Raw genomic sequence first — 17,871 nt, 5'->3', positions numbered from 1 at the left:
CATGTCCACGGAAACCCCCGCTCATGCACACGCTCCCGAACCCGGTCGCGACGCACTGGACGCGGACGTGATCGTGGTCGGCGCGGGGAACGCGGGTTTCAGCGCAGCGCATGCGGCACGCCTTGCCGGGCTGCGCGTCCTGGTGTTGGAACGGGAGCCGAAGGACCGCGCGGGTGGCAACAGCTATTACACGGCGGGTGCGACGCGGATCGCGCACAACGGGCTCGACGACCTCCGCGACCTGATCGAACCCGACCCGCGCATCGAACGGGCGACCGTTCCGCCGTACCCGGCGGACGAGTACGCGGCGGACCTCGCTCGGGTCACGAATGGGCGCAACGATCCGGATCTGACCCGCGTTCTCGTGGAGGACAGTCAGGACACGTTGCGGTGGCTGCAGCGGCTCGGCCTGGCGTATCGGCTGATGTTCGAGCGGCAGGCCTACGAGACCGAGGGGGGCTATCTCTTCTGGGGCGGCCTCCATATCGGCAACGTGGGCGGCGGCGAGGGGAACATCGCTGATCACACACGCGTGGCGGAGGAGCTCGGCGAGGACGTCCGGTACGGGGTGCACTGCGTCGACCTCATCGTGGAGGACGGACAGGTCGTCGGCGTGGTCGGCGTGGACGCATCGGGAGGCGCGCGTCGCGAATACCGAGCGCGCGCCGTCGTCCTCGCGGCGGGCGGATTCGAGGCGAACGCGGAACTCCGCGAGCAGTATCTGGGGCCCGGTTGGGCGCGAGCGAAGGTCCGCGGAACGCCTGCGAACACCGGCGACATGCTGCTCGCCGCGCTCGCACACGGAGCGGCACGGGGCGGGGACTGGTCGACCGCGCACAGCGTGCAGTGGGACGCGTTCTCGGCGCAGAACGAAAGCAACCGCGAACTGACGAACCGGTTGACGCGGCAGAGCTATCCGCTCGGCATCATCGTGAACCGCGACGGCAACCGGTTCGTCGACGAGGGCGCGGACTTCCGCAACTACACCTATGCGAAGTACGGCCGGTGGATTCTCGAGCAGCCCGGATCGGTGGCGTGGCAGATCTTCGATGCCCGCACCCGCCCGATGCTGCGGTCGGAGGAGTACGACATGCCGGGCGTCTCGGTGGTCACCGCGGACACCATCGAGGGGTTGGCGACGAGCGCGGGCATCGATCCGGCGGGGCTCGCGCGGACGGTTACGGCGTTCAACGCGAGCATTGCGACCGATCATCGGTTCGATCCGAATGTAAAGGATGGTCGGCGCGCGGACGTAGAGCCGCCGAAGAGCAACTGGGCGCTTGCGCTCGACTCGGCGCCGTTCTTCGCGTTCGGCGTGACGTGCGGGGTGACCTTCACGTTCGGCGGCCTCCGCGGCGACGTCGACGGTCGCGTGCTCGATGCAGCGGGCGCGCCCATTCCGGGGCTGTTCGCGTGCGGCGAGGTGCTCGGCGGCCTGTTCAGCGGCAACTATCCGGGCGGATCCGGGCTGGCCGCGGGCATGGTGTTCGGTCGTCGGGCCGGCGTGGCGGCAGCGGCTACTTGTCGACGAGCGTGACCTCGAACGAGTAGCGGTCCGGCCGGTAGCAGTGCGTGCCGTATTCGACGGCACGGCCGGACGCGTCATACGCAGTACGGCTCATGGTGAGTACGGGTGCGAGGTCGTCGATCTCGAGCAGCTTCGACTCCTCACGGCTCGCTGCGCGGGCGCCGATCCGCTGCTTCGCCACGCGCATCGTCACCCCGCGCATGCGCAGCAGTTGGTAGAGGCCGTGCGCGGCGAGCTCCTCGTCGGTGGCGTCGAGGAGTTCCGGCGGCAGATAGTTCTCGAGGACCGCCATCGGGGCGTCATCTGCGAACCGGACGCGGCGAATATGCAGCACAGCGCTGCCCTGCGGAACGCCGAGCGCTTCCGCGACCGCTCCCGACGCGCCGACTGTGGTGCGGTCGAGCAGCTTTGTCGACGGCCCCTGCGATCCGGCCTGCAGGTCGTCCCACAGGCTCGTCAGCTCGACCTTGCGCGATACGGGGCCGTGGACGACCTGCGTGCCGATCCCGCGCCTCCGAACCAGGAGGCCCTTGTCGACGAGGTCCTGAATCGCGCGACGAATCGTCGGGCGCGACAGGCTCAGGCGCTCCCCGAGCGCGATCTCGTTCTCGAGTCGGCTGCCGGGCGGGATCCTTCCGGAGCGGATCGCTTCCTCGAGGCGCGATCCGACCTGGAAGTACAGCGGCACCGGGCCCGACCGGTCCAGATCGAGGAACAGGTCGGCGGGAAGTCGGCCATCGTCGGGCATGGGGTCCTCGCTGCACTTTGTTGTGACAATGTTACTGCGAGACGACCGGCGTCATCGTCTCGTGCTGCTGCGCCGCCTCGGCGTTACGCTCGTCCCGTGACTGCTCCGCCGGTCGGGAGGCTGCGGCTGATTCCCATGCGCGCCCGCGATCCCCATGAGCCGGGCCGCACCGCGTCGTCGTTGGAGCTGTTCTTCGACTTGGTGTTCGTGATCGCGGTGGGCATTGGCGCGTCGACAATGCATCACGGGCTGGCTGGGGGCCATGTTGGCTCCGCTATTGCCAATTACGCGATGGTCTTCTTCGCGATCTGGTGGGCGTGGATGAATTTCACGTGGTTCGCGACCTCGTTCGCCACCGACGATTGGCTGTATCGGCTCCTGACATTCGTGCAGATGGCAGGCGTGCTGGTGCTTGCGGCGGGCATTGCGCCGGCCTCCGATCATCAAGACTTCCGGCTGCTCGTTCTTGCGTATGTGGTGATGCGTGCTGCGTTGGTCGCGCAATGGCTTCGGGCCGGAGGCTCGGATCAGGCCATTCACCGAACCGCGCGTGTGTACGCGATCGGCGTCGGCCTCGTCCAGATCTGCTGGCTGGGTGCGCTGTTGCTGCCGGGGTCGGTGTTCCCGTTCGTGCTGGTGCCGCTCGTCGCTGCGGAGTTGGCGGTTCCGATCGTGAGCGAGCGCAATGGTCAGACGCCATGGCATCCGCATCACATCACGGAGCGATATGGCGAGTTCGCGTTGATCGTGTTGGGCGAGAGCCTGCTGGCGTCCGCGAACGCAATCATCGCCGCGCTCGACGGCGGCGGAAGCGGAGGCGCTGATTCGGTCGGGGCGAACGCGAGACTGCTCGGGCTAGTCGGTCTTGGCGCGCTGACACTGGTCGTGACGGCGGCGCTGTGGTGGATGTATTTCTGGCCGCCGCATCACCGTGCCATTCGGAATCTGCGCAGTTCGCTCGTCTACGGCTACGGGCACTATTTCGTCTTCGCGGCTGCTGGCGCATTCTCGGCCGGGATCGAGTTGGAGATCGACGCACTGGAGGGCCGCGGGGCGGCGCATTCGACGTTTGCCGCGTTCGCGTATTCGATTCCGGTCGCCGTGTTCGTTCTTGCCGCCTGGTTGGTCCTAATCCGTCCGAATGCGGACCGAATCGTGAACACGGCGGTACCAGTCGCGGCGACACTGGTCCTCGTCGATCCGTTGACCCCCGTGCCAGTCGCGGTGACCGGTGTCGTGCTCGCTGCGACGGTCGCGGTGCTGGTGTGGCGGCGGCCGGTGAATGCTGCCGCCGGCCGCTGACCTGCGGATCTCATGATCAACGCACCTGACATCGGCATCGCAGTCGACGCACTTGACGTCAATATCGGAGTCAGTGTGCCTGACGTCGATATCGGAGTCAGTCGTGCACTTCGTCGAGGACTCCGGCGAGCGCCGATGGGTCGTGTGCGAAGCGGCCGAGGAACAGCCCGCGGATGCGGCCTTCGCCAGCGGTGAGGAGTCCGGGGCCGGCGCTTCCGCCGTAGAGCACACGCGATCCGGCGAGCTCTGGGCGTTTGTCGAGCCATGCTTCGATGCCGTCGAGCACGGCGACGATGTGCGGTCGGGGGGCGGGCTCTGCGGCTCCGATCGCCCAGACCGGCTCGTAGGCGACGACGACCGGACCGCGTCGGGGCGCGGCGTGCGTGTGAGACTCGGCACGCGCCTCCGGTCCGTCGAGCGATGCGGCGAGTTGCTGCGTCACTGCGGCGATGGCTGAGGTGGCATCCTGCTCTACTCCCTCGCCGACGCAGATAAGTGGGGTGAGGTCGTTTCGGAATGCGGCGTCGACCTTCGCGGCGACCACAGTGTCGTCTTCGTGGAAGAGGCGGCGTCGTTCGGCGTGGCCGATCTCGACGAGGTCGCAGCCGAGTTCGCGGAGTTCGCTGCCCGAGACTTCTCCCGTGAACGCGCCGGAGTCGGCGGTGGCGAGGTCTTGCGCGCCGAGGATCACGCCGGAGCCGATCAGGGCCTCCCGAACAGGCACGAGCGACGGAAATGTCGGCATGACGAACAGTTCGACAAGGCCGGATTGCACCGCTTGGTGCGTGCGGGCGATGGATGCGACGTCGGTCGCCCAGGTCACGGTCTGGGCGTGGCCGAAGTACATCTTCAGCGACACCCCGACCGTGTAGGGCGGCCGCACCGCGGCGAGCGCCATCAGCCTGCGTGCGCGCCGCTGCTGACGCTCACTCCAGCGGAACCTTCGTCGACGCCGGCCGCTGCTGCGTCTCCGACTGCGTCCGCGGCGCCTGCGTCCGCGGCGCCTGCGCCTGCGCCTGTGCCGCCGACGGCGTCAACGCCGACGGGCTGTGACCCGTCGTACTGGCAGATCGCGGCGACCTTTTCGGCGGATGCGCTCGCGGTGTCGAATCGGTACCCGAGCCACTCCTTCGCGAGGCGCCGCGCCAGCTCGATTCCGATGACGCGCTGCCCCATGCACAGCACTTGGGCGTCGTTCGACAGGATCGATCGCTCCACCGAGAACGAGTCGTGCGCGGTGACCGCTCGGATCCCCGGCACCTTGTTCGCGGAGATCGCGACGCCGAGCCCGGTGCCACAGATCAGGATCGCGCGGTCGGCCTCACCCGCGGCGACCTTTCGGGCGGCGTCGACCGCGATGTGCGGGTAGGCAGTGTGGCCGTCCGCGTCGACGCCGACGTCCACCACGGAGGCGACCCTCGGGTCCGCCTCCAGGTCACGCTTGATGGCTTCCTTGTATTCGAATCCTGCATCGTCGCAGCCGACGACAAGACGAAGCTGCTCGCTCATCAGTCTTCCTTCCGTGTCGGATCAATTGTCGGCCCTGCCACCTGGCCGCGGACGCACGAAGACGCAAGCTGTGGAGAAGAGCGGATACTCGACACATGCCCGCGAACCCTCTTGGCGTCCTGCTCCGCAACCGGCGTGCCGGTGAGCAGTCGCTCGCCTGGCACCGCCCGGAGCTGCAGGCCGACGCATCGATCACGCTCACGAGTCCGGCGTTCGACCACCGCACCCCCATCCCTGAGCGGTACCGCGGGCGGATCCGAGGCACGAACGTGTCACCGCCGCTCGAGTGGACCGTTCCCCCGCCTGGCACGGAGGAGCTCGTACTGATCGCCGAGGACCCCGACGCACCAACCAAGCGACCTGCGGTGCATGTGTTGACCGTGGGAATCGGGCCGAGCCTCCAGAGCATTCCGGAGGGCGCCCTCGTGCATCCGAGCCCGGTCCGCGGGTTGCGGCATGGTCGCGCGGCGCTCGGGAGGCGCGGATACGCCGGACCGCTCCCCGTCCGGTCCCACGGACCCCACAGCTACGTCTTCCAGCTGTACGCGGTCGATACGGCGTTGGAGATGCCGGAGTCGTTCGGGCTCGACGATGTGATCGCCGCCATGCGCGGGCACGTGATCGGGCGCGGTCGGCTCGACGGCACGTACGAGATCAGCTGAGCTGACCGGTCCTGCCGCCGACGCGCCTCCGTCACTCCCCGAGGACGAGCGCACCCTTCCGGTGCACGGCCCACACGGTGAGCGCGAATCCGAACAGCACTGCTCCCCCGATCGACACGGCTACCCAGCCGCCGGCGTTCCACAGCACGGACGCGAGCGCCGATCCGATCGCCCCCGCGACGAAGTTCACGGTGACGACCGCGGTGTTGAGTCGGCTCCGGGCAGAGGGGTCGATCGCGAACACGCGCGTCTGATTGAGCACGTTCGTGGCCTGCACGCCGATATCGAGCAGGATCACCGCGATGATGATCACCACGATGGAGTGCGGCGCGAGCCCGGCGACCACCATGGCGAGCAGGGCGACGGCGAGCGCACCTCCCGTGGCGGGCACCGACAGGCCGCGGTCGTGGAGGCGCCCCACCCGTTGCGCCGCCAGCGCACCAGCGAGACCGGCCAGTCCGACGAGCCCGATCGCGCTCGTGGAGTAGTGGTACGGCGCTCCGCTCAGCAGGAACGTGAGGGCAGTCCAGAACATCGTGAACACGGCGAAGCCCGTGGAACCGATGACGAGCGTTACGCGGACCGTGCGATGATCGGCGACAACACGGAACACCGATCCGATGAGCGACGGATACGGCAGATGGTCCTTCGGCGGCAACGCGGGGATCGCACGCCGCAGGAGACCGGCGAGCACGACGGCTGCGATCGCCGCGATCACGTAGATCGCGCGCCAGCCGAGGAGGTCCGCGACGAACCCGCTCACGGTGCGGGAGATGAGGATGCCGGTCAGAATCCCGGAGGTCACGGTGCCGACGACGTGTCCGCGGCGCTCCGGATCGGCGAGATCGCCCGCGAGCGGCGTGAGCAGCTGCCCGGCGACGGTCGTCACGCCGACGAGCGCCAACGCGAGCAGCAGCACGCCGAACGTCGGCGCGACTGCCGCGAACAGCAGCGCCACCGCCGAGCCGAGCAGGATCCCCGGGATCAGCCGCTTGCGGTTCAGGACATCGCCGAGCGGTACGACGAAGAAGATGCCGATCGCGTAGCCGATCTGCGTGAGCGTCACGAGGAGGCCCGCCGCCGCCGTGGACGTGTGGAGGGCGGACGCGATGTCGTCGAGCAGTGGCTGCGCCCAATACAAGTTGCCGACCGCAGCGCCCGCGCCGATCGCGAACAGCAGGGTGCGGCCGCGCGTCATCGCGGTATGCGGCGCCGGGTGCGCTGCTCGGCGTTGCGCGCTGCTGCTCATGGAATGGCGGGTCCTTTCGGTGATCAGTCCCGGGGCGCCACTGTACAGATCGCGCCGAGCGGTGCGACCGCGAAGTGCAACGACGGCACCTACAGCTTCAGCCAGAGCCGCCGCGGCACCTGCTCGTCGCACGGTGGCGTGGCCGCCTGGCTCTAGCGAAGTCTCCACAGCGCAATGTGGACGCTGAACGCACACCGCTCCTCCTGAGTCGTCTCGAATTTGTTGCGGTGCACCGACCGGTCTATGGTCAGAGCAGTTGGGGGCTTTCCCGCCGCACGCACGAGATCCACGCACGCCACCCACGGGCGCGGATCGGCTGAGTCGCCCAGGCTCGACGTGTGTGCAGCGGTTTCGGTCTCCTCCGCCTACCCGAAATCCCGACGGAGTCCGATGCCCGCCTCACCCCTTGCCGCTGCGACGGTCAAGCGCATTTCAGAGCGCGCGTGGTTCGCGCATTCGGAGCTCGTGAACTGGTCGGTGGTGCGCACGCCCCGCGGGATCGTGCTCGTCGACGCCGGGTACGCGGACCAGGCGGAGGCGGTGCTCGCTTCCATCGCGACCGCTGCCGATGGGGCGGCGATGCCGGACCTTATTGCGATCCTCGTCACCCACGCGCATACGGACCACATCGGCGCGATTCCGGCGATCCTCGAGCGGCATCCGGATGTTGCAGTGATCGCAGCGGAGGCGGAAGTCACCGCCGTCCGCGGGCCAGACCGTGAGCAGATCACGGTCGGCAAGATCGGGCTGAAGCTGCTGAGCCCGCGCGTGATCACGTGGTTGCGTGCGGCCATCGGGGCGGGCGGTCTGCGCGAAACCGCGATCCCGTCCGCACGCGCGTTCACGCCGCAGGAGCTTGCGCGGATGGGCCTCCGCGCGGTCGCAGCGCCCGGGCACACTGCGGGCAGCACCGTGTTCGAGGTGCTCGGCGATGACGTCCTCATCACCGGCGACGCGTTCGTCACCGACCACGCCATCTATCGTCGTCCGCGCGCCGGCGCGATCGATCCGATGTTCAGCGCCGACCCGGCGAAGGCGCGGCAGACGGCGGAGCGGATCTCGCGATCGTTCACGATCCTCCCCGGGCACGGGCCGGCACTGCTCTCGGGGCGGCACAGCGGGGCTTGAGCGCTTGCGCCTGTGCGTCTGTGCGCGTGCGCACGTGAGTGTCTGAGCGGTTGAGCGGTTGAGCGGTTGAGCGACTGACGCGAGGGCTGCGATGCTCGATGCGGCCCGAAAACGAGAAGACGCCCGGCAAAGTGGGGGGACTCGCCGGGCGTCGGACCTGCGCAGATGGGGGGATCTCCGCAAGCCGGATTCAGCATAACGGGCGCACCGCGTCGGGCGACCATCGGACAGCCGGGATGCGCAGTCGGGGCTCGGCCGGAGGCGCGGGATCGGCTGAGCGGTGCCGCTTGCGCGTCGGGTTCCCTACCAGTCCCGGGGGCCGCGCTCGCGAAGGAACCGTCGGCCCTCGGGAGACGGAGGCACGTTCGGCCCCCACACACCCCTCGCCCTCGCGTACTCGCGGTCGAACCAGCCGCGATGGAACCGGACGAGCAGCCGGAGCCAGATTCCGGCGATCCAGGCGTTCAGGACGAACGCGACCACGACGATCGCGAGCATGAGCAAGAAGCCGACGAGGCCCGCACCGAGCAGTGCGGCGAGGAAGCCACCTCCCGTCGGCGAAGGAACGACAGGAACAGGAGGATTTGTCATCACGGGGTGACGGTAGCGGGCGGGTACGGCGTGAGGCGAGCCCCCGAGTGGGGGTTCGAGCGGACCCTTGCCAGGCGAGCCGGTTAGCTCGGCAGCTCATATCTGAGGTGAGTGGGGGTTAAGTTACGGGCGAGTGGAATCCATTCTCGCCAGACTCGGACGCGCCCGCCGTCAGTGCGGATCTCACCATGCTGATCTCGCCAGCACTTGATTTCGTCGACCACTACGAGATCCGTGACTCCAAAGCGTTCCGCGTGCAGCACTTCTCCCTGAGTGAGCTGAACTGTGGCTATATCCGCACCGGTAGAACCGTTCACCTCGACATGTCGTTCTACTCCGGCGAGCTCAATCAATAGATCGAATGGCTTCCCGCGCTCCTCAATGCGAACCGCGCCCATATCAAGGTAATGCCGTTTAACCAGTCTGACTGCATGGCGTTCAATAGCCGACCGAGCTTCCCCATCCCGTAGGTAACCTTGAGACGGTGAGCGAGCTGGGATCGATTCAGTCTGCATATTTGCAAGAGCATCGCGGTTCGAACCGAGTACGAGTTCAAGCAAGGCACGAGGGAACTTCGTGAGATACGCCTGCTGAGCGCGAATCTCCCGGCCACCGTACCGCTGAAACGGCGCGTAGGAACGCCCGCCGGCCTCCAGTGCAACGTCTTCGAGGACCTGAGCCACCTCCGCGTACATGGAATTGAGGTGCTTCCTAGTTACGGGTTTTTCAAGCTCGACAAACCCCTGGAGTGGCATCACCCAAGCCGGTCCGACGGTTGGAACGCCACGCGCTCGTCCTCTCGTGCCGTGCGCCTGCCAGGATCTTTGCTCTACAGACCAGGGCCCTACCGCAATTGAGGAGCCCACTATCGCCGGCTCTCCGGCCCGGTCGGAATGCCAGTGGTAAATTTTATCGCCCGGCTGAACATAGTTCACGAGTGAGTAGGACCAAGATTCCTTTCCGCTCGCGTCTCTTTGAGGGGCCCAAAGCGATTCCCCCAGGTCATCCCGATCAGTGATTTCCATCCAGAATGATTCGGACGTGTCAGCCGCCCACCAATTATTGATAGCCACAAGACCCACTCGGCTCCCTGTCAACACGACTTCTGCTCCGCCCGGTCACGCGCACACGCCGACCCACAACCCGTCTCGCGCGCGCGTCATCCCGACGTAGAGCTCTCGCCGATGAATCGTCATCGCTTCGTCGTCCGCGTCGGCTTGCTCCATGAGCGCCGGAGGGACACGCGGCAGCAGCACCTGCTTGAACTCGAGTCCTTTGGCGCGCTTGATCGTCCCGACCTTTACCGCGTCGACGGGCAGACCCTCGTACTTGGTCAATTCGAGAACCGGAATGCCTGCGGCAGATAACGCGCGGGCTGCCTCTCGAACACCCTGATTCGTCAGGCAGAGAACGCCAACATCACCGGGCGGACAGGGAAGCGCCTTGAGTTGTGCGACGAATTCCTTGTCGTGCTCGCGCCGACTGCTGAACCGGCGCGACGTCGGTTCAGGGCCAGTGCGCGGGATATCTGCCGCTTCGTCGCGGCTACGGTCGTTGCCCTCGATGTCCGCGTATTGGTCGCCCTCGATCACGGACGCAGCGAACGCGGCGATCTCCTTCGTATTCCTGTAGTTGGTCGACATCACGACACCGCGTCCCGCGATTGAGACGCCGGCCTCCGTCAGAGAAAAGCCGCCGGGATAGATCGACTGCTGGCCGTCGCCGATGAGCGTCAAGCCATCCGGACGGTCACCGACAAGCAGGAAGAGCATCCGCACCATCGCGCACGTCAGGTCTTGCGCCTCGTCGATGATCACCGACCCGTAGTCGGCCGTCGGAGTCTCGCGGAGTGATGCTTCGGCTCGCAAGATTACGTCGTCGAAATCGTGGAGATGGCGGGCTCGGAGTTCGGCTTCGTACGCGACGAAGAGCCTCCAGACTTCGCGCCGGAGTTCGAGCCCGAGCGGGCGCTTGCGTCCCGTCCTCACGAGATCCGCGTACTGCTCGAACCGACTGAGCCCTCGACCCTTGATCACGTAGCGGATTTCGTCACGCCAATAGTTCGGGTTCGGATCGCTCTGGGCGAGCGCCGCACCGAGCCCGACGGTTCGCCACGCAGCGACAAAACTCCGCTCCTCTTCGACCGGATCAACGTTGAGACGAATCCCACGCTGCTTGAGCAGGCGAAGCGCGAACGCGTGAACGCCGACGAACTCGACACGCTCGACGGCCTCCGGCGCGAGCCGTGCAAGCAAGTTGCGCTGCACCTCCGGAAGTGTCCGCACGTAGGACGTGAACAGCACCCTAGAACCCTGCGCTCGTGCCAGGTATGCAGCGCGATGGAGGCCCACCACCGTCTTCCCAGTCCCCGCAGCTCCCCGGATGCGCGCCGGTCCGTTAAACCCACGCCGCACGAGCTTTGCTTGCGACGGATGGAGGAACGCCATCCACTCTTCGATCGGCGCGGCCAGCAGGCCCGCAAGCAATATGTCGGTGACCTCCTCGATGTCGAGGAGCGGTTCGGGCTCCGCCTCGGCGAGAACGGGCTCGGCGATACTCGTATCGAGGAAGATCGGCGATGAGTCGAGGACGGGAAAGTGAACCAGCGCGGCGCCCAAGACCGCGTTGACCTGGGTGTCGGTCAGCCGCTTGCCGTAGCTGTTCACGTGTCGGGCAGCTTGCTTCTCGCCGACCACCACGACCCCACTGACCTCCGTCGGCGGCAGCGCCCGGCCCGCAAGGACCACACCAACGTGGACCTCTCCCGGGGCCAGGCCGAGGTCGGCCATGACCGCCTCGGTGCCGTAGCCAACGTCGGCGAGACCACCGAGCTCGTCGGTGACGTCGGCTTGCCCGCGGAAGATATGCCCCGCTGCGATTTCAACGTCCGCCCAAGCCTTCGTATCGACGATGAACAGTCCGCCGGGGCCAACAAGCACATGGTCAATCTGCGCTCGCGACCGGGATCCGGGCCACCCGCGATCGTGCAGGAACGAATAGCCGGCGGCGGTGAGCGGGGCCAAGCTCCCGGCGACGTGGCGCTCGGTTCGGTGGGCCAGCATCCAGCGTTCGGCTGCTTCCCGCGCTTGGACCGCGAGCCGCTCATGCTCGGCAGCCATCGCTTGAAGGCGTCGCCCCTCTTCACGGGCAGAATTCCCCGCCGTGCTCACGCGATGCTCCCCGCCTGCAGACCCGAACGATGATCAGCTTCGCAGTTAGTCTTCCGGGCGGCGCACGGAAGGAGCATTCCCAATTCGAGGTACAAGGGGAAGAATTTCGTCGCCCCGCCGCTCTTCCTTGTAGAGCCCGGGTCCGTTAGGCCACGCTCGCTTCCGATTACTGACACTCGCCGCGGCATGAATAGGCCTGGCTTTGGTTCCTATCCGGTTTCCTGTCCGGCGGTTGCCGGTAGGCCTGATTCGTGGTCGGCGTAGTACGCGTTCTCGACCTCGATCGGGGTGCGCATGTCGAGCTCGCCGTGGAGGCGGGAGTTGTTCCACCACCACACCCATTCGAGGGTCGCGAGCTCGACCTGCTCGACCGTGCGCCACGGGCCCTGCTGGCGGATCAGCTCGGTCTTGTAGAGGTTGTTGATCGCCTCCGCCATCGCATTATCGAAACTGTCGCCGACGGTCCCGGTCGACGGGATGGCGCCGAGTTCGACGATCCGGTCGGTGTAGACCATCGCGGTGTAGTTCGATCCGTGATCGGCGTGATGGATCAGCCCGTCCAGTCGACCACCTGCGTTCCAGGCGGCCATATCGAGCGCTTGCATCGGCAGGATCTCCGACCGCAACGTCGCCGCGACGTTCCAGTCGACGATGCGCCGGGAGTACACGTCAGTGACGAACGCGACATAGGCGAACCCGGACCACGTTGCGACGTAGGTCACGTCACACACCCAGAGACGCCGCGGCGCCTGGGCGCTGAACCGCCTGTTCACAAGATCGCTGGGCAGCGGCCCCGACTTGTCAGGGCGAGTGGTGAACACCCGCTTCGACTTCTGCACGCCACGCACCCCGGCCAGCCGCATGAGCCGTTCGGTCTGGTCGCGGCCGACGTCCCACCCGTGCCGGCGCAGCAGCGCGTGCATTTTCCGGCGCCCGTAGACGCCATAGTTCTCCGCGTGCAGCCGGGTCACCTCCGGCACCAGCAGGTCGTCACGCAGCTGCCGTGCGGACGGGACACGGGCTTTCGCGGCCCGATACCCACGAGCGGTGAGAAACCCTCGGACCGCCGGGCGCAGCACCCGGCAGATGAGCTCGACCCCGAGACGATGCCGGTGCATGTCGATGAACCGGATCATCTCGTCGAGGGCCGGCCTGGCTCCTTCGCGAAAGACACACTCGCAGCCTTCAGCACGTCGTTCGCTTTCCGCAGCTCCGCATTCTCACGCCGAAGCCGCCGGTTCTCCTCGAGCATCTCGCTCGTCGGGCCAGGCACCCGGCCCGCGTCGATGTCCATCCTCCGCGCCCACGTGCGCAACGTCTCCGGACTCATCCCAAGCAGCCCCGCCACATGCTGCACTGCTGCGGTCTTGTTCTTGTGGTCCGGCATCGCCTCAGCGAGCATCCGCAACGCACGCTCCCGCATCCCCGGGTCAAACTTCTTCGGCATCGTCATCCATCCTGAGATAAAGAACGGAACGAAAGCCAGGCCTATTCAGCACGGACACCGGCGACAACCGGCCGCAGTTCGACCTGGAAGTTAGTCACGCCGACGAACACGATCTACCTGGTGTCGATGGAAGGCGGCGGGAACGCTCGAGCCACCACAGGTGCCCTCGCCATGGCTGTTCTAGAGGCGGAGGAGCAAACCTGCCCAGATGGGCCGGCCCCCAGCGGTTCGCCTCTCCGCCCAGGTCATGGACCCGACGAACTGCCCGCGGTGCTTTGGAGCAGCTAGAAGTCGGTGGCTTCTTGACGAAGCGGGGCGGCTGGCGTACGTTGAAGCTATTCATTAAGAAGTTAGCGACAAGTCAATCGGACAACCAAATGTCACTGCACGAAGACGCCCTCACAATCCTCATCGAAGGGCACCGAGCAATCGCAGATCAACTCGAGGCACTCCGGACGCAAGGCGGACGGTCGCCTCGATCAACCGCAGGCCCCGCGGCCGCGGCTCCAATTCAGCCTGGGGCGACGTTCGACCCGGAGTTCGATGCGCCACGCCTTCCACCAAAACCGAAGGGAACGTCGGAGGAGCAGCAATGGAGCATGGTCGTGTTCTTCGGTCGAGTCCATGCCATCAACGTCCGCCAGGGGCGGGGAGCGACCATAGAGGAGCAGCGAGCCATTGGCACGGCCGCCGGCTACAAGGGTCGGTCTGGATACAACGGCTGGCCATGGACGTGGGCTGACCGCCAGGACGGCCGATGGGTCACAGACGAGGAAGACCTGTCATCCCATGACCGGGACCATAAGCGCCTCAGCGGAATGGGCTTTTTCCGCTGGGCAGCTCAACAACTGGACATCACGCTGCCCCCTGACCTCGCCTGACCATCGATCTCGGCAGGACCTGGCACGCAAACAGCCCCGACCCGCGCCAAGCGGAAAATAGTCAGCCTCGGAACCGGCTGATCCGAGTGAAGTCGGGACATCCCAGTGGTGCGGACGGCAAGCATCTCTCCAGTCAGGAGACGCTCCGGGACGCACTGCCGGAGCTCCCCGGTGGCGAAGACCCACGGCCGCGCGCCTAGCGTTTGGCGCCCCTTCAACGGGCTTTTGCGGGACACTCAAACGGGAAATCCAGGTCAGGGAAGCACTCGGCTCTAACGCCGCGGATCTTACCGATTCACTGCGCGCGTCGGACGAGCGGGCGCAGGACTTGGCGTCTCTCGAGGCGATGCTTTACGACCGCGGAGAAGATGAACCGTGGGACGGTGGGCTCGAAGCACTTGAGGATCGAATCGATCGCGAGCGTCTTATGCGCGGCCTCTTCGACGGTCTCGATGAGCGATCGCTGGACATTATCGAGCGTCGCTTCGGCCTCCTCGACGGTCTCGACGGCCCTATGACGCTTGACGAAATCGGCGAAGTCTGGCGGGTCACCAGAGAGCGAATCCGCCAGTTGGAGACGAAGGCCCTTGATGCGATGCGGCGCAAAGCCGGGAGCGAGCCCTCATCTCCGAGCGGCAAGAAGCGAGTACTCCGAAAGAAGCTCGGCAGCGAGAGCTTCGACACCACCACCAGGAGTGTGTCCTTTAGCGACGCGCTGCCATCTTGACGGGTGAGTTGGGCGACCGCCATCTCGGCCGGGCATGCCGGATTCAGTTCGCCACCGGCGATGAAAGTGATCTCTTTCCGATCTTCATTCCGTTTGGGATTCGCCTTCACAAAGAGACCGATAAGGACACCTACCTCGACCGGGTCGTCTGGACGTGGCTGGCCGCAATCCAGCCGGTGCGGAGCTGCTTCGCAGCCGAATGCGCCGCCCAGCCTTCAGGCTGTCGCCGAACGAATCGGCACGACGTTACCGATGGGAGACTCGCGGCGCGGACGGCTTGGCGCCATTGCACGAAGGTAGGCACGTGGGAGTGCCGTAATGCGCTCAATCTCACGCACGGGAGCATTCTCAGAGACCGCGATGTCGAGCAGACGACCCATCAGAACAGGGTGCTCAGGCCCGATCTCGACTGGTTCGTTTTGCCGCCAGCCTCGCGCGCTCAGCTGCACAAAGAGCGAACGCTGCCGCTGCGCGTCGATGATTCCTAAGGCCACCGCGCGCATGATGAGCGCCTGGATCGAGACGCCGTAGGCAGCCTTCACGTGAGCGAGCTGATTGAGCGTAATCTGCGAGTGGAGTTCACGTCGCGCCACCCTCTCCGGGAGTAGAAACGCGCCTGCGAAACGGTTGGCCTCGCGCTCGGGATCGTCCGACTTCCTATGAGCGTGAAGCAGCACGTGGCCCACCTCGTGGCTCAGCGTGAACCTGTCCCGGTCCGGCGATGCACCGGGGAAATACCCGACCATCGACACTCCGTGTTCGTCCCCATGTGAGATGCCGAAGTGACCCTGGCCAACAACATGCACGTCGTCGGTCGGGTCGAGTAGTACTGGCACGACAACAACGCCGAGGCGCTCGATGGCGCGCATCACATTCGGCACAGGAGCCAGCGCGTCCACCCCCATGAGTGCCCGAGTGCGTTCAGCAACTGACTCGATCTCATCGTCATCAAGCAGTTGGCCGGTTGATGACTCGACGAAGGGCAGTGCCTTGCTCTTGAGTCCTGCGATGATTGCCGCCCGCTGGGCGATACGTGACGCCTCGCGGAAGTACTGAATCGCCTTCTTGGTGGTTTTGACCTTGGTGGACTTCAGCTTTCGGAACTGAAGAGTTGTCCCCTCAATATCCGGCGCCTCGACCTCGAAGAACTCAACTGGGAGTTTCGTGGCCTCTGCCAGCCGTTCCGCTTGCTCGGTCGTAAATGGCCGTGTGCCGCCTGCGATCTCGGATAGATAGCTTTGGCTGATTCCCGCCGACGCGGCAATGCTCTGGAGTGTTTCCCCCAGAAGATCACGCGCGGCAAGAATCCGTTCAGGACGAGGCGGCGCCATTGGAAGTGCCTCCCTGGAAGCGGCCACGCGGATCAATCAGGCCGAGGCCGTCAAGGTCGTCGTCGTCGGCAGGAACGAACCGGAGAGTCGAGAGGTCCCCCTCGGTCGGAACGAGCGGCATCCGGAGATCGATCCGCTCGGCCTGACCATACCGCCAAGGCGACAGAGTGTGGACTAACTCAAGCGCAACATCGCCAGACTGTCGATCCAGAGTCCATACGATGATGAAGCCATGCTGTTCAACCAGCACCTGCTGCCCCGACTTGGAGACCACCGACGGGTTCGAGTAAAAGCCTTGACGCGCGTGGTTCGACCCAGCGGTCGGGACCAATCCGTCGTACGTGCTCGCGAGCATGCGAGCCGACCAAAGGTCGCGCGAGAGATGAAGCTGCTTCTTGTGCGCCTTCGGATCAAGCACCCAGTCACCGATGTCGGTGACGCCGAGCAGGCTGTGCGTGCAGCCGACGATGTTGTGCGCGAACTGCGTGCGATAGGTGCTGATGCTCAAGCCGCCGAGCTTCATCATGTCGTTCGCCAGGCTGACGCCGCGCGGCATTACCGAGTGAAGAGCGGTGCCCACTGGCGCGAAAACCCGAGCGATCTCCTCGGCCGTTGATGTATCCACGCCGCCGATAATATCGCACCGATTGTTACTCCGCTAGAGACGGCTGTGTCGAGCGTCGCCATTTAGTGGGCGATGCACCCCGGGCGCGGCAGATATGTCCAGCCGCCACACTCGGCGGCCGAGGTGGCAGCAACAGTCACGGCGCACCGCGCCTCTAAACATCGGTGTCGACGCTCTTCGAAAAGGTTGCCAGTAGCGCTCGTTGAAAAGGGGACCACCTGAGGCCGAGATTGGCTGGGTGATCAACGTGCAGGAGTGGGCGGAGAACCGTCATCTTCATGTGGCGGAGGGACTGTCGCAGCGAGCGATCGCTGACCGGTTGGGTGTGGCGCGGAAGACCGTCGCCAGAGCCCTAGGGTCGGAGGGACCGCCGGAGTATTCGCGTCCGTCGGGCCCGTCCGCGTTCGACGTGTTCGAGCCGAGGGTCCGTGCGCTGCTGACGTCGTTCCCCACGATGCCCGCGACGGTGATCGCGGAACGCGTCGGTTGGGTGGGGTCGGCGTCGTGGTTCCGGAAGCGGGTCGCGTTGCTGCGGCCGGAGTATGCGCCGAGGGATCCCGCGGATCGGCTGGAGCATGCGCCGGGCGATCAGGCGCAGTGCGATCTGTGGTTCCCGCCGGCTCGGATCCCGCTCGGTTCCGGGCAGACGGGGTCGCCGCCGGTGCTGGTGGTCGTGGCGTCGTACTCGCGGCTGATCACCGCCAGGATGCTGCCGTCCCGGACGACGCCGGACCTGCTCGCGGGCATGTGGTCGCTGCTGTCCGAGCAGGTCGGCGCGATCCCGAAGCGGCTGCTCTGGGACAACGAGGCTGGCATCGGTAGGCACGGACGCCTCGCCGATGGGGTCGCCGCGTTCACTGGGACCCTCGCGACGAAGCTGGTGCAGGCGAAGCCGTTCGATCCGGAGACCAAGGGCGTCGTGGAACGCGCGAACGGGTTCCTGGAGACCTCGTTCCTGCCCGGCCGGTCCTTC

Annotated in this window: 16 protein-coding genes and 2 pseudogenes; 9 read left to right on the top strand and 9 right to left on the bottom strand. The window is 66.1% G+C overall.

Going from position 1 to position 17,871, the window contains the following annotated elements:
• The first annotated feature begins 1 nt into the window (after position 1).
• Positions 2-1,537: an FAD-dependent tricarballylate dehydrogenase TcuA gene (gene tcuA, locus CAM01S_RS13650; RefSeq protein WP_066522941.1), complete on the top strand. Its 1,536-nt coding sequence runs from the start codon at positions 2-4 to the stop codon at positions 1,535-1,537.
• Here the strand turns inward: tcuA and CAM01S_RS13645 are convergent.
• Positions 1,518-2,276, bottom strand: a complete 759-nt coding sequence (locus tag CAM01S_RS13645; RefSeq protein WP_066522939.1) for a GntR family transcriptional regulator — start codon at positions 2,274-2,276, stop codon at positions 1,518-1,520. The two genes, tcuA and CAM01S_RS13645, sit on opposite strands and share 20 nt — an antisense overlap.
• Before the next feature lie 96 nt (positions 2,277-2,372).
• On the opposite strand from CAM01S_RS13645, the gene CAM01S_RS13640 reads away from it, so the two are divergent.
• Positions 2,373-3,578, top strand: a complete 1,206-nt coding sequence (locus CAM01S_RS13640; RefSeq protein WP_306306293.1) for a low temperature requirement protein A — start codon at positions 2,373-2,375, stop codon at positions 3,576-3,578.
• Between the two features lie 97 nt (positions 3,579-3,675).
• Here CAM01S_RS13640 and CAM01S_RS13635 read toward each other — a convergent pair whose 3' ends face one another.
• Both CAM01S_RS13635 and CAM01S_RS13630 read right to left on the bottom strand, forming a co-directional pair.
• Positions 3,676-4,476 (bottom strand): triose-phosphate isomerase family protein, encoded by an 801-nt coding sequence (locus CAM01S_RS13635; RefSeq protein ID WP_066522932.1) that lies wholly within the window; start codon positions 4,474-4,476, stop codon positions 3,676-3,678.
• 152 nt (positions 4,477-4,628) lie between these two features.
• Positions 4,629-5,087: pseudogene (locus tag CAM01S_RS13630) on the bottom strand (ribose-5-phosphate isomerase); the annotation flags it as partial.
• Between the two features lie 95 nt (positions 5,088-5,182).
• Here CAM01S_RS13630 and CAM01S_RS13625 point away from each other — a divergent pair.
• Entirely contained in the window at positions 5,183-5,749 is a 567-nt protein-coding gene (locus CAM01S_RS13625; RefSeq protein ID WP_066522928.1) for a YbhB/YbcL family Raf kinase inhibitor-like protein, read from the top strand.
• Between the two features lie 31 nt (positions 5,750-5,780).
• On the opposite strand, the gene CAM01S_RS13620 is transcribed toward CAM01S_RS13625, so the two are convergent.
• Positions 5,781-6,998 (bottom strand): MFS transporter, encoded by a 1,218-nt coding sequence (locus tag CAM01S_RS13620; RefSeq protein ID WP_083528069.1) that lies wholly within the window; start codon positions 6,996-6,998, stop codon positions 5,781-5,783.
• On the opposite strand from CAM01S_RS13620, the gene CAM01S_RS15215 reads away from it, so the two are divergent.
• Together CAM01S_RS15215 and CAM01S_RS13615 are read left to right on the top strand one after the other, a co-directional pair.
• Positions 6,954-7,154 carry a DUF3761 domain-containing protein gene (locus CAM01S_RS15215; RefSeq protein WP_083528068.1) on the top strand — a complete coding sequence of 67 codons (201 nt, stop codon included), beginning with the start codon at positions 6,954-6,956 and terminating at the stop codon, positions 7,152-7,154. The genes CAM01S_RS13620 and CAM01S_RS15215 overlap by 45 nt on opposite strands.
• A 234-nt stretch (positions 7,155-7,388) precedes the next feature.
• Entirely contained in the window at positions 7,389-8,126 is a 738-nt protein-coding gene (locus CAM01S_RS13615) for an MBL fold metallo-hydrolase (RefSeq protein WP_066522926.1), read from the top strand.
• Positions 8,127-8,429: 303 nt separating this feature from the next.
• On the opposite strand, the gene CAM01S_RS13610 is transcribed toward CAM01S_RS13615, so the two are convergent.
• Positions 8,430-8,717: a hypothetical protein gene (locus CAM01S_RS13610; protein ID WP_066522924.1), complete on the bottom strand. Its 288-nt coding sequence runs from the start codon at positions 8,715-8,717 to the stop codon at positions 8,430-8,432.
• A 188-nt stretch (positions 8,718-8,905) separates the two neighbouring features.
• On the opposite strand from CAM01S_RS13610, the gene CAM01S_RS14755 reads away from it, so the two are divergent.
• A complete protein-coding gene (locus tag CAM01S_RS14755) occupies positions 8,906-9,073 on the top strand; it encodes a hypothetical protein (protein WP_157071590.1) in 168 nt (55 codons plus the stop codon).
• 762 nt (positions 9,074-9,835) lie between these two features.
• Here CAM01S_RS14755 and CAM01S_RS13605 read toward each other — a convergent pair.
• A complete protein-coding gene (locus CAM01S_RS13605) occupies positions 9,836-11,836 on the bottom strand; it encodes a nuclease-related domain-containing DEAD/DEAH box helicase (RefSeq protein ID WP_066522921.1) in 2,001 nt (666 codons plus the stop codon).
• 260 nt (positions 11,837-12,096) lie between these two features.
• Positions 12,097-13,334 (bottom strand): IS3 family transposase gene (locus CAM01S_RS13600; RefSeq protein WP_157071589.1). Its coding sequence is split into 2 segments (ribosomal slippage): positions 12,097-13,058 and positions 13,058-13,334, totalling 1,239 coding nucleotides; the frame shifts between segments, so codons are not numbered across the junction.
• Positions 13,335-13,933: 599 nt separating this feature from the next.
• On the opposite strand from CAM01S_RS13600, the gene CAM01S_RS13590 reads away from it, so the two are divergent.
• Both CAM01S_RS13590 and CAM01S_RS13585 read left to right on the top strand, forming a co-directional pair.
• Positions 13,934-14,215 (top strand): hypothetical protein, encoded by a 282-nt coding sequence (locus CAM01S_RS13590; protein ID WP_066522916.1) that lies wholly within the window; start codon positions 13,934-13,936, stop codon positions 14,213-14,215.
• Between the two features lie 328 nt (positions 14,216-14,543).
• Positions 14,544-14,942: a sigma factor-like helix-turn-helix DNA-binding protein gene (locus tag CAM01S_RS13585; RefSeq protein ID WP_169795881.1), complete on the top strand. Its 399-nt coding sequence runs from the start codon at positions 14,544-14,546 to the stop codon at positions 14,940-14,942.
• A 215-nt stretch (positions 14,943-15,157) separates the two neighbouring features.
• Here CAM01S_RS13585 and CAM01S_RS13580 read toward each other — a convergent pair whose 3' ends face one another.
• Together CAM01S_RS13580 and CAM01S_RS13575 are read right to left on the bottom strand one after the other, a co-directional pair.
• Positions 15,158-16,273 (bottom strand): XRE family transcriptional regulator, encoded by a 1,116-nt coding sequence (locus tag CAM01S_RS13580; protein ID WP_066522912.1) that lies wholly within the window; start codon positions 16,271-16,273, stop codon positions 15,158-15,160.
• A complete protein-coding gene (locus tag CAM01S_RS13575) occupies positions 16,254-16,829 on the bottom strand; it encodes a hypothetical protein (protein WP_157071588.1) in 576 nt (191 codons plus the stop codon). The genes CAM01S_RS13580 and CAM01S_RS13575 overlap by 20 nt, the downstream gene beginning before the upstream one ends.
• A gap of 316 nt (positions 16,830-17,145) precedes the next feature.
• Between CAM01S_RS13575 and CAM01S_RS13570 the strand changes: the two are divergent.
• Positions 17,146-17,871, top strand: a pseudogene (locus tag CAM01S_RS13570) (DDE-type integrase/transposase/recombinase); the annotation flags it as partial.

Source organism: Curtobacterium ammoniigenes NBRC 101786, from assembly GCF_001571045.1.
Taxonomy (GTDB): Bacteria; Actinomycetota; Actinomycetes; order Actinomycetales; family Microbacteriaceae; genus Curtobacterium; species Curtobacterium ammoniigenes.
This window is presented reverse-complemented; position numbering and strand designations above follow the sequence as displayed.

Coding starts and splice junctions, on each gene's coding strand:
- CAM01S_RS13615 (WP_066522926.1), top strand. CDS start 7,389: ATGCCCGCCTCACCCCTTGCCGCTGCGACGGTCAAGCGCATTTCAGAG.
- CAM01S_RS13590 (WP_066522916.1), top strand. CDS start 13,934: ATGGTCGTGTTCTTCGGTCGAGTCCATGCCATCAACGTCCGCCAGGGG.
- CAM01S_RS13620 (WP_083528069.1), bottom strand. CDS start 6,998: ATGAGCAGCAGCGCGCAACGCCGAGCAGCGCACCCGGCGCCGCATACC.
- CAM01S_RS13580 (WP_066522912.1), bottom strand. CDS start 16,273: ATGGCGCCGCCTCGTCCTGAACGGATTCTTGCCGCGCGTGATCTTCTG.
- tcuA (WP_066522941.1), top strand. CDS start 2: ATGTCCACGGAAACCCCCGCTCATGCACACGCTCCCGAACCCGGTCGC.
- CAM01S_RS13635 (WP_066522932.1), bottom strand. CDS start 4,476: ATGGCGCTCGCCGCGGTGCGGCCGCCCTACACGGTCGGGGTGTCGCTG.
- CAM01S_RS13575 (WP_157071588.1), bottom strand. CDS start 16,829: ATGCCGCGCGGCGTCAGCCTGGCGAACGACATGATGAAGCTCGGCGGC.
- CAM01S_RS13610 (WP_066522924.1), bottom strand. CDS start 8,717: ATGACAAATCCTCCTGTTCCTGTCGTTCCTTCGCCGACGGGAGGTGGC.
- CAM01S_RS15215 (WP_083528068.1), top strand. CDS start 6,954: ATGCGGCGCCGGGTGCGCTGCTCGGCGTTGCGCGCTGCTGCTCATGGA.
- CAM01S_RS14755 (WP_157071590.1), top strand. CDS start 8,906: ATGCTGATCTCGCCAGCACTTGATTTCGTCGACCACTACGAGATCCGT.
- CAM01S_RS13645 (WP_066522939.1), bottom strand. CDS start 2,276: ATGCCCGACGATGGCCGACTTCCCGCCGACCTGTTCCTCGATCTGGAC.
- CAM01S_RS13605 (WP_066522921.1), bottom strand. CDS start 11,836: ATGGCTGCCGAGCATGAGCGGCTCGCGGTCCAAGCGCGGGAAGCAGCC.
- CAM01S_RS13625 (WP_066522928.1), top strand. CDS start 5,183: ATGCCCGCGAACCCTCTTGGCGTCCTGCTCCGCAACCGGCGTGCCGGT.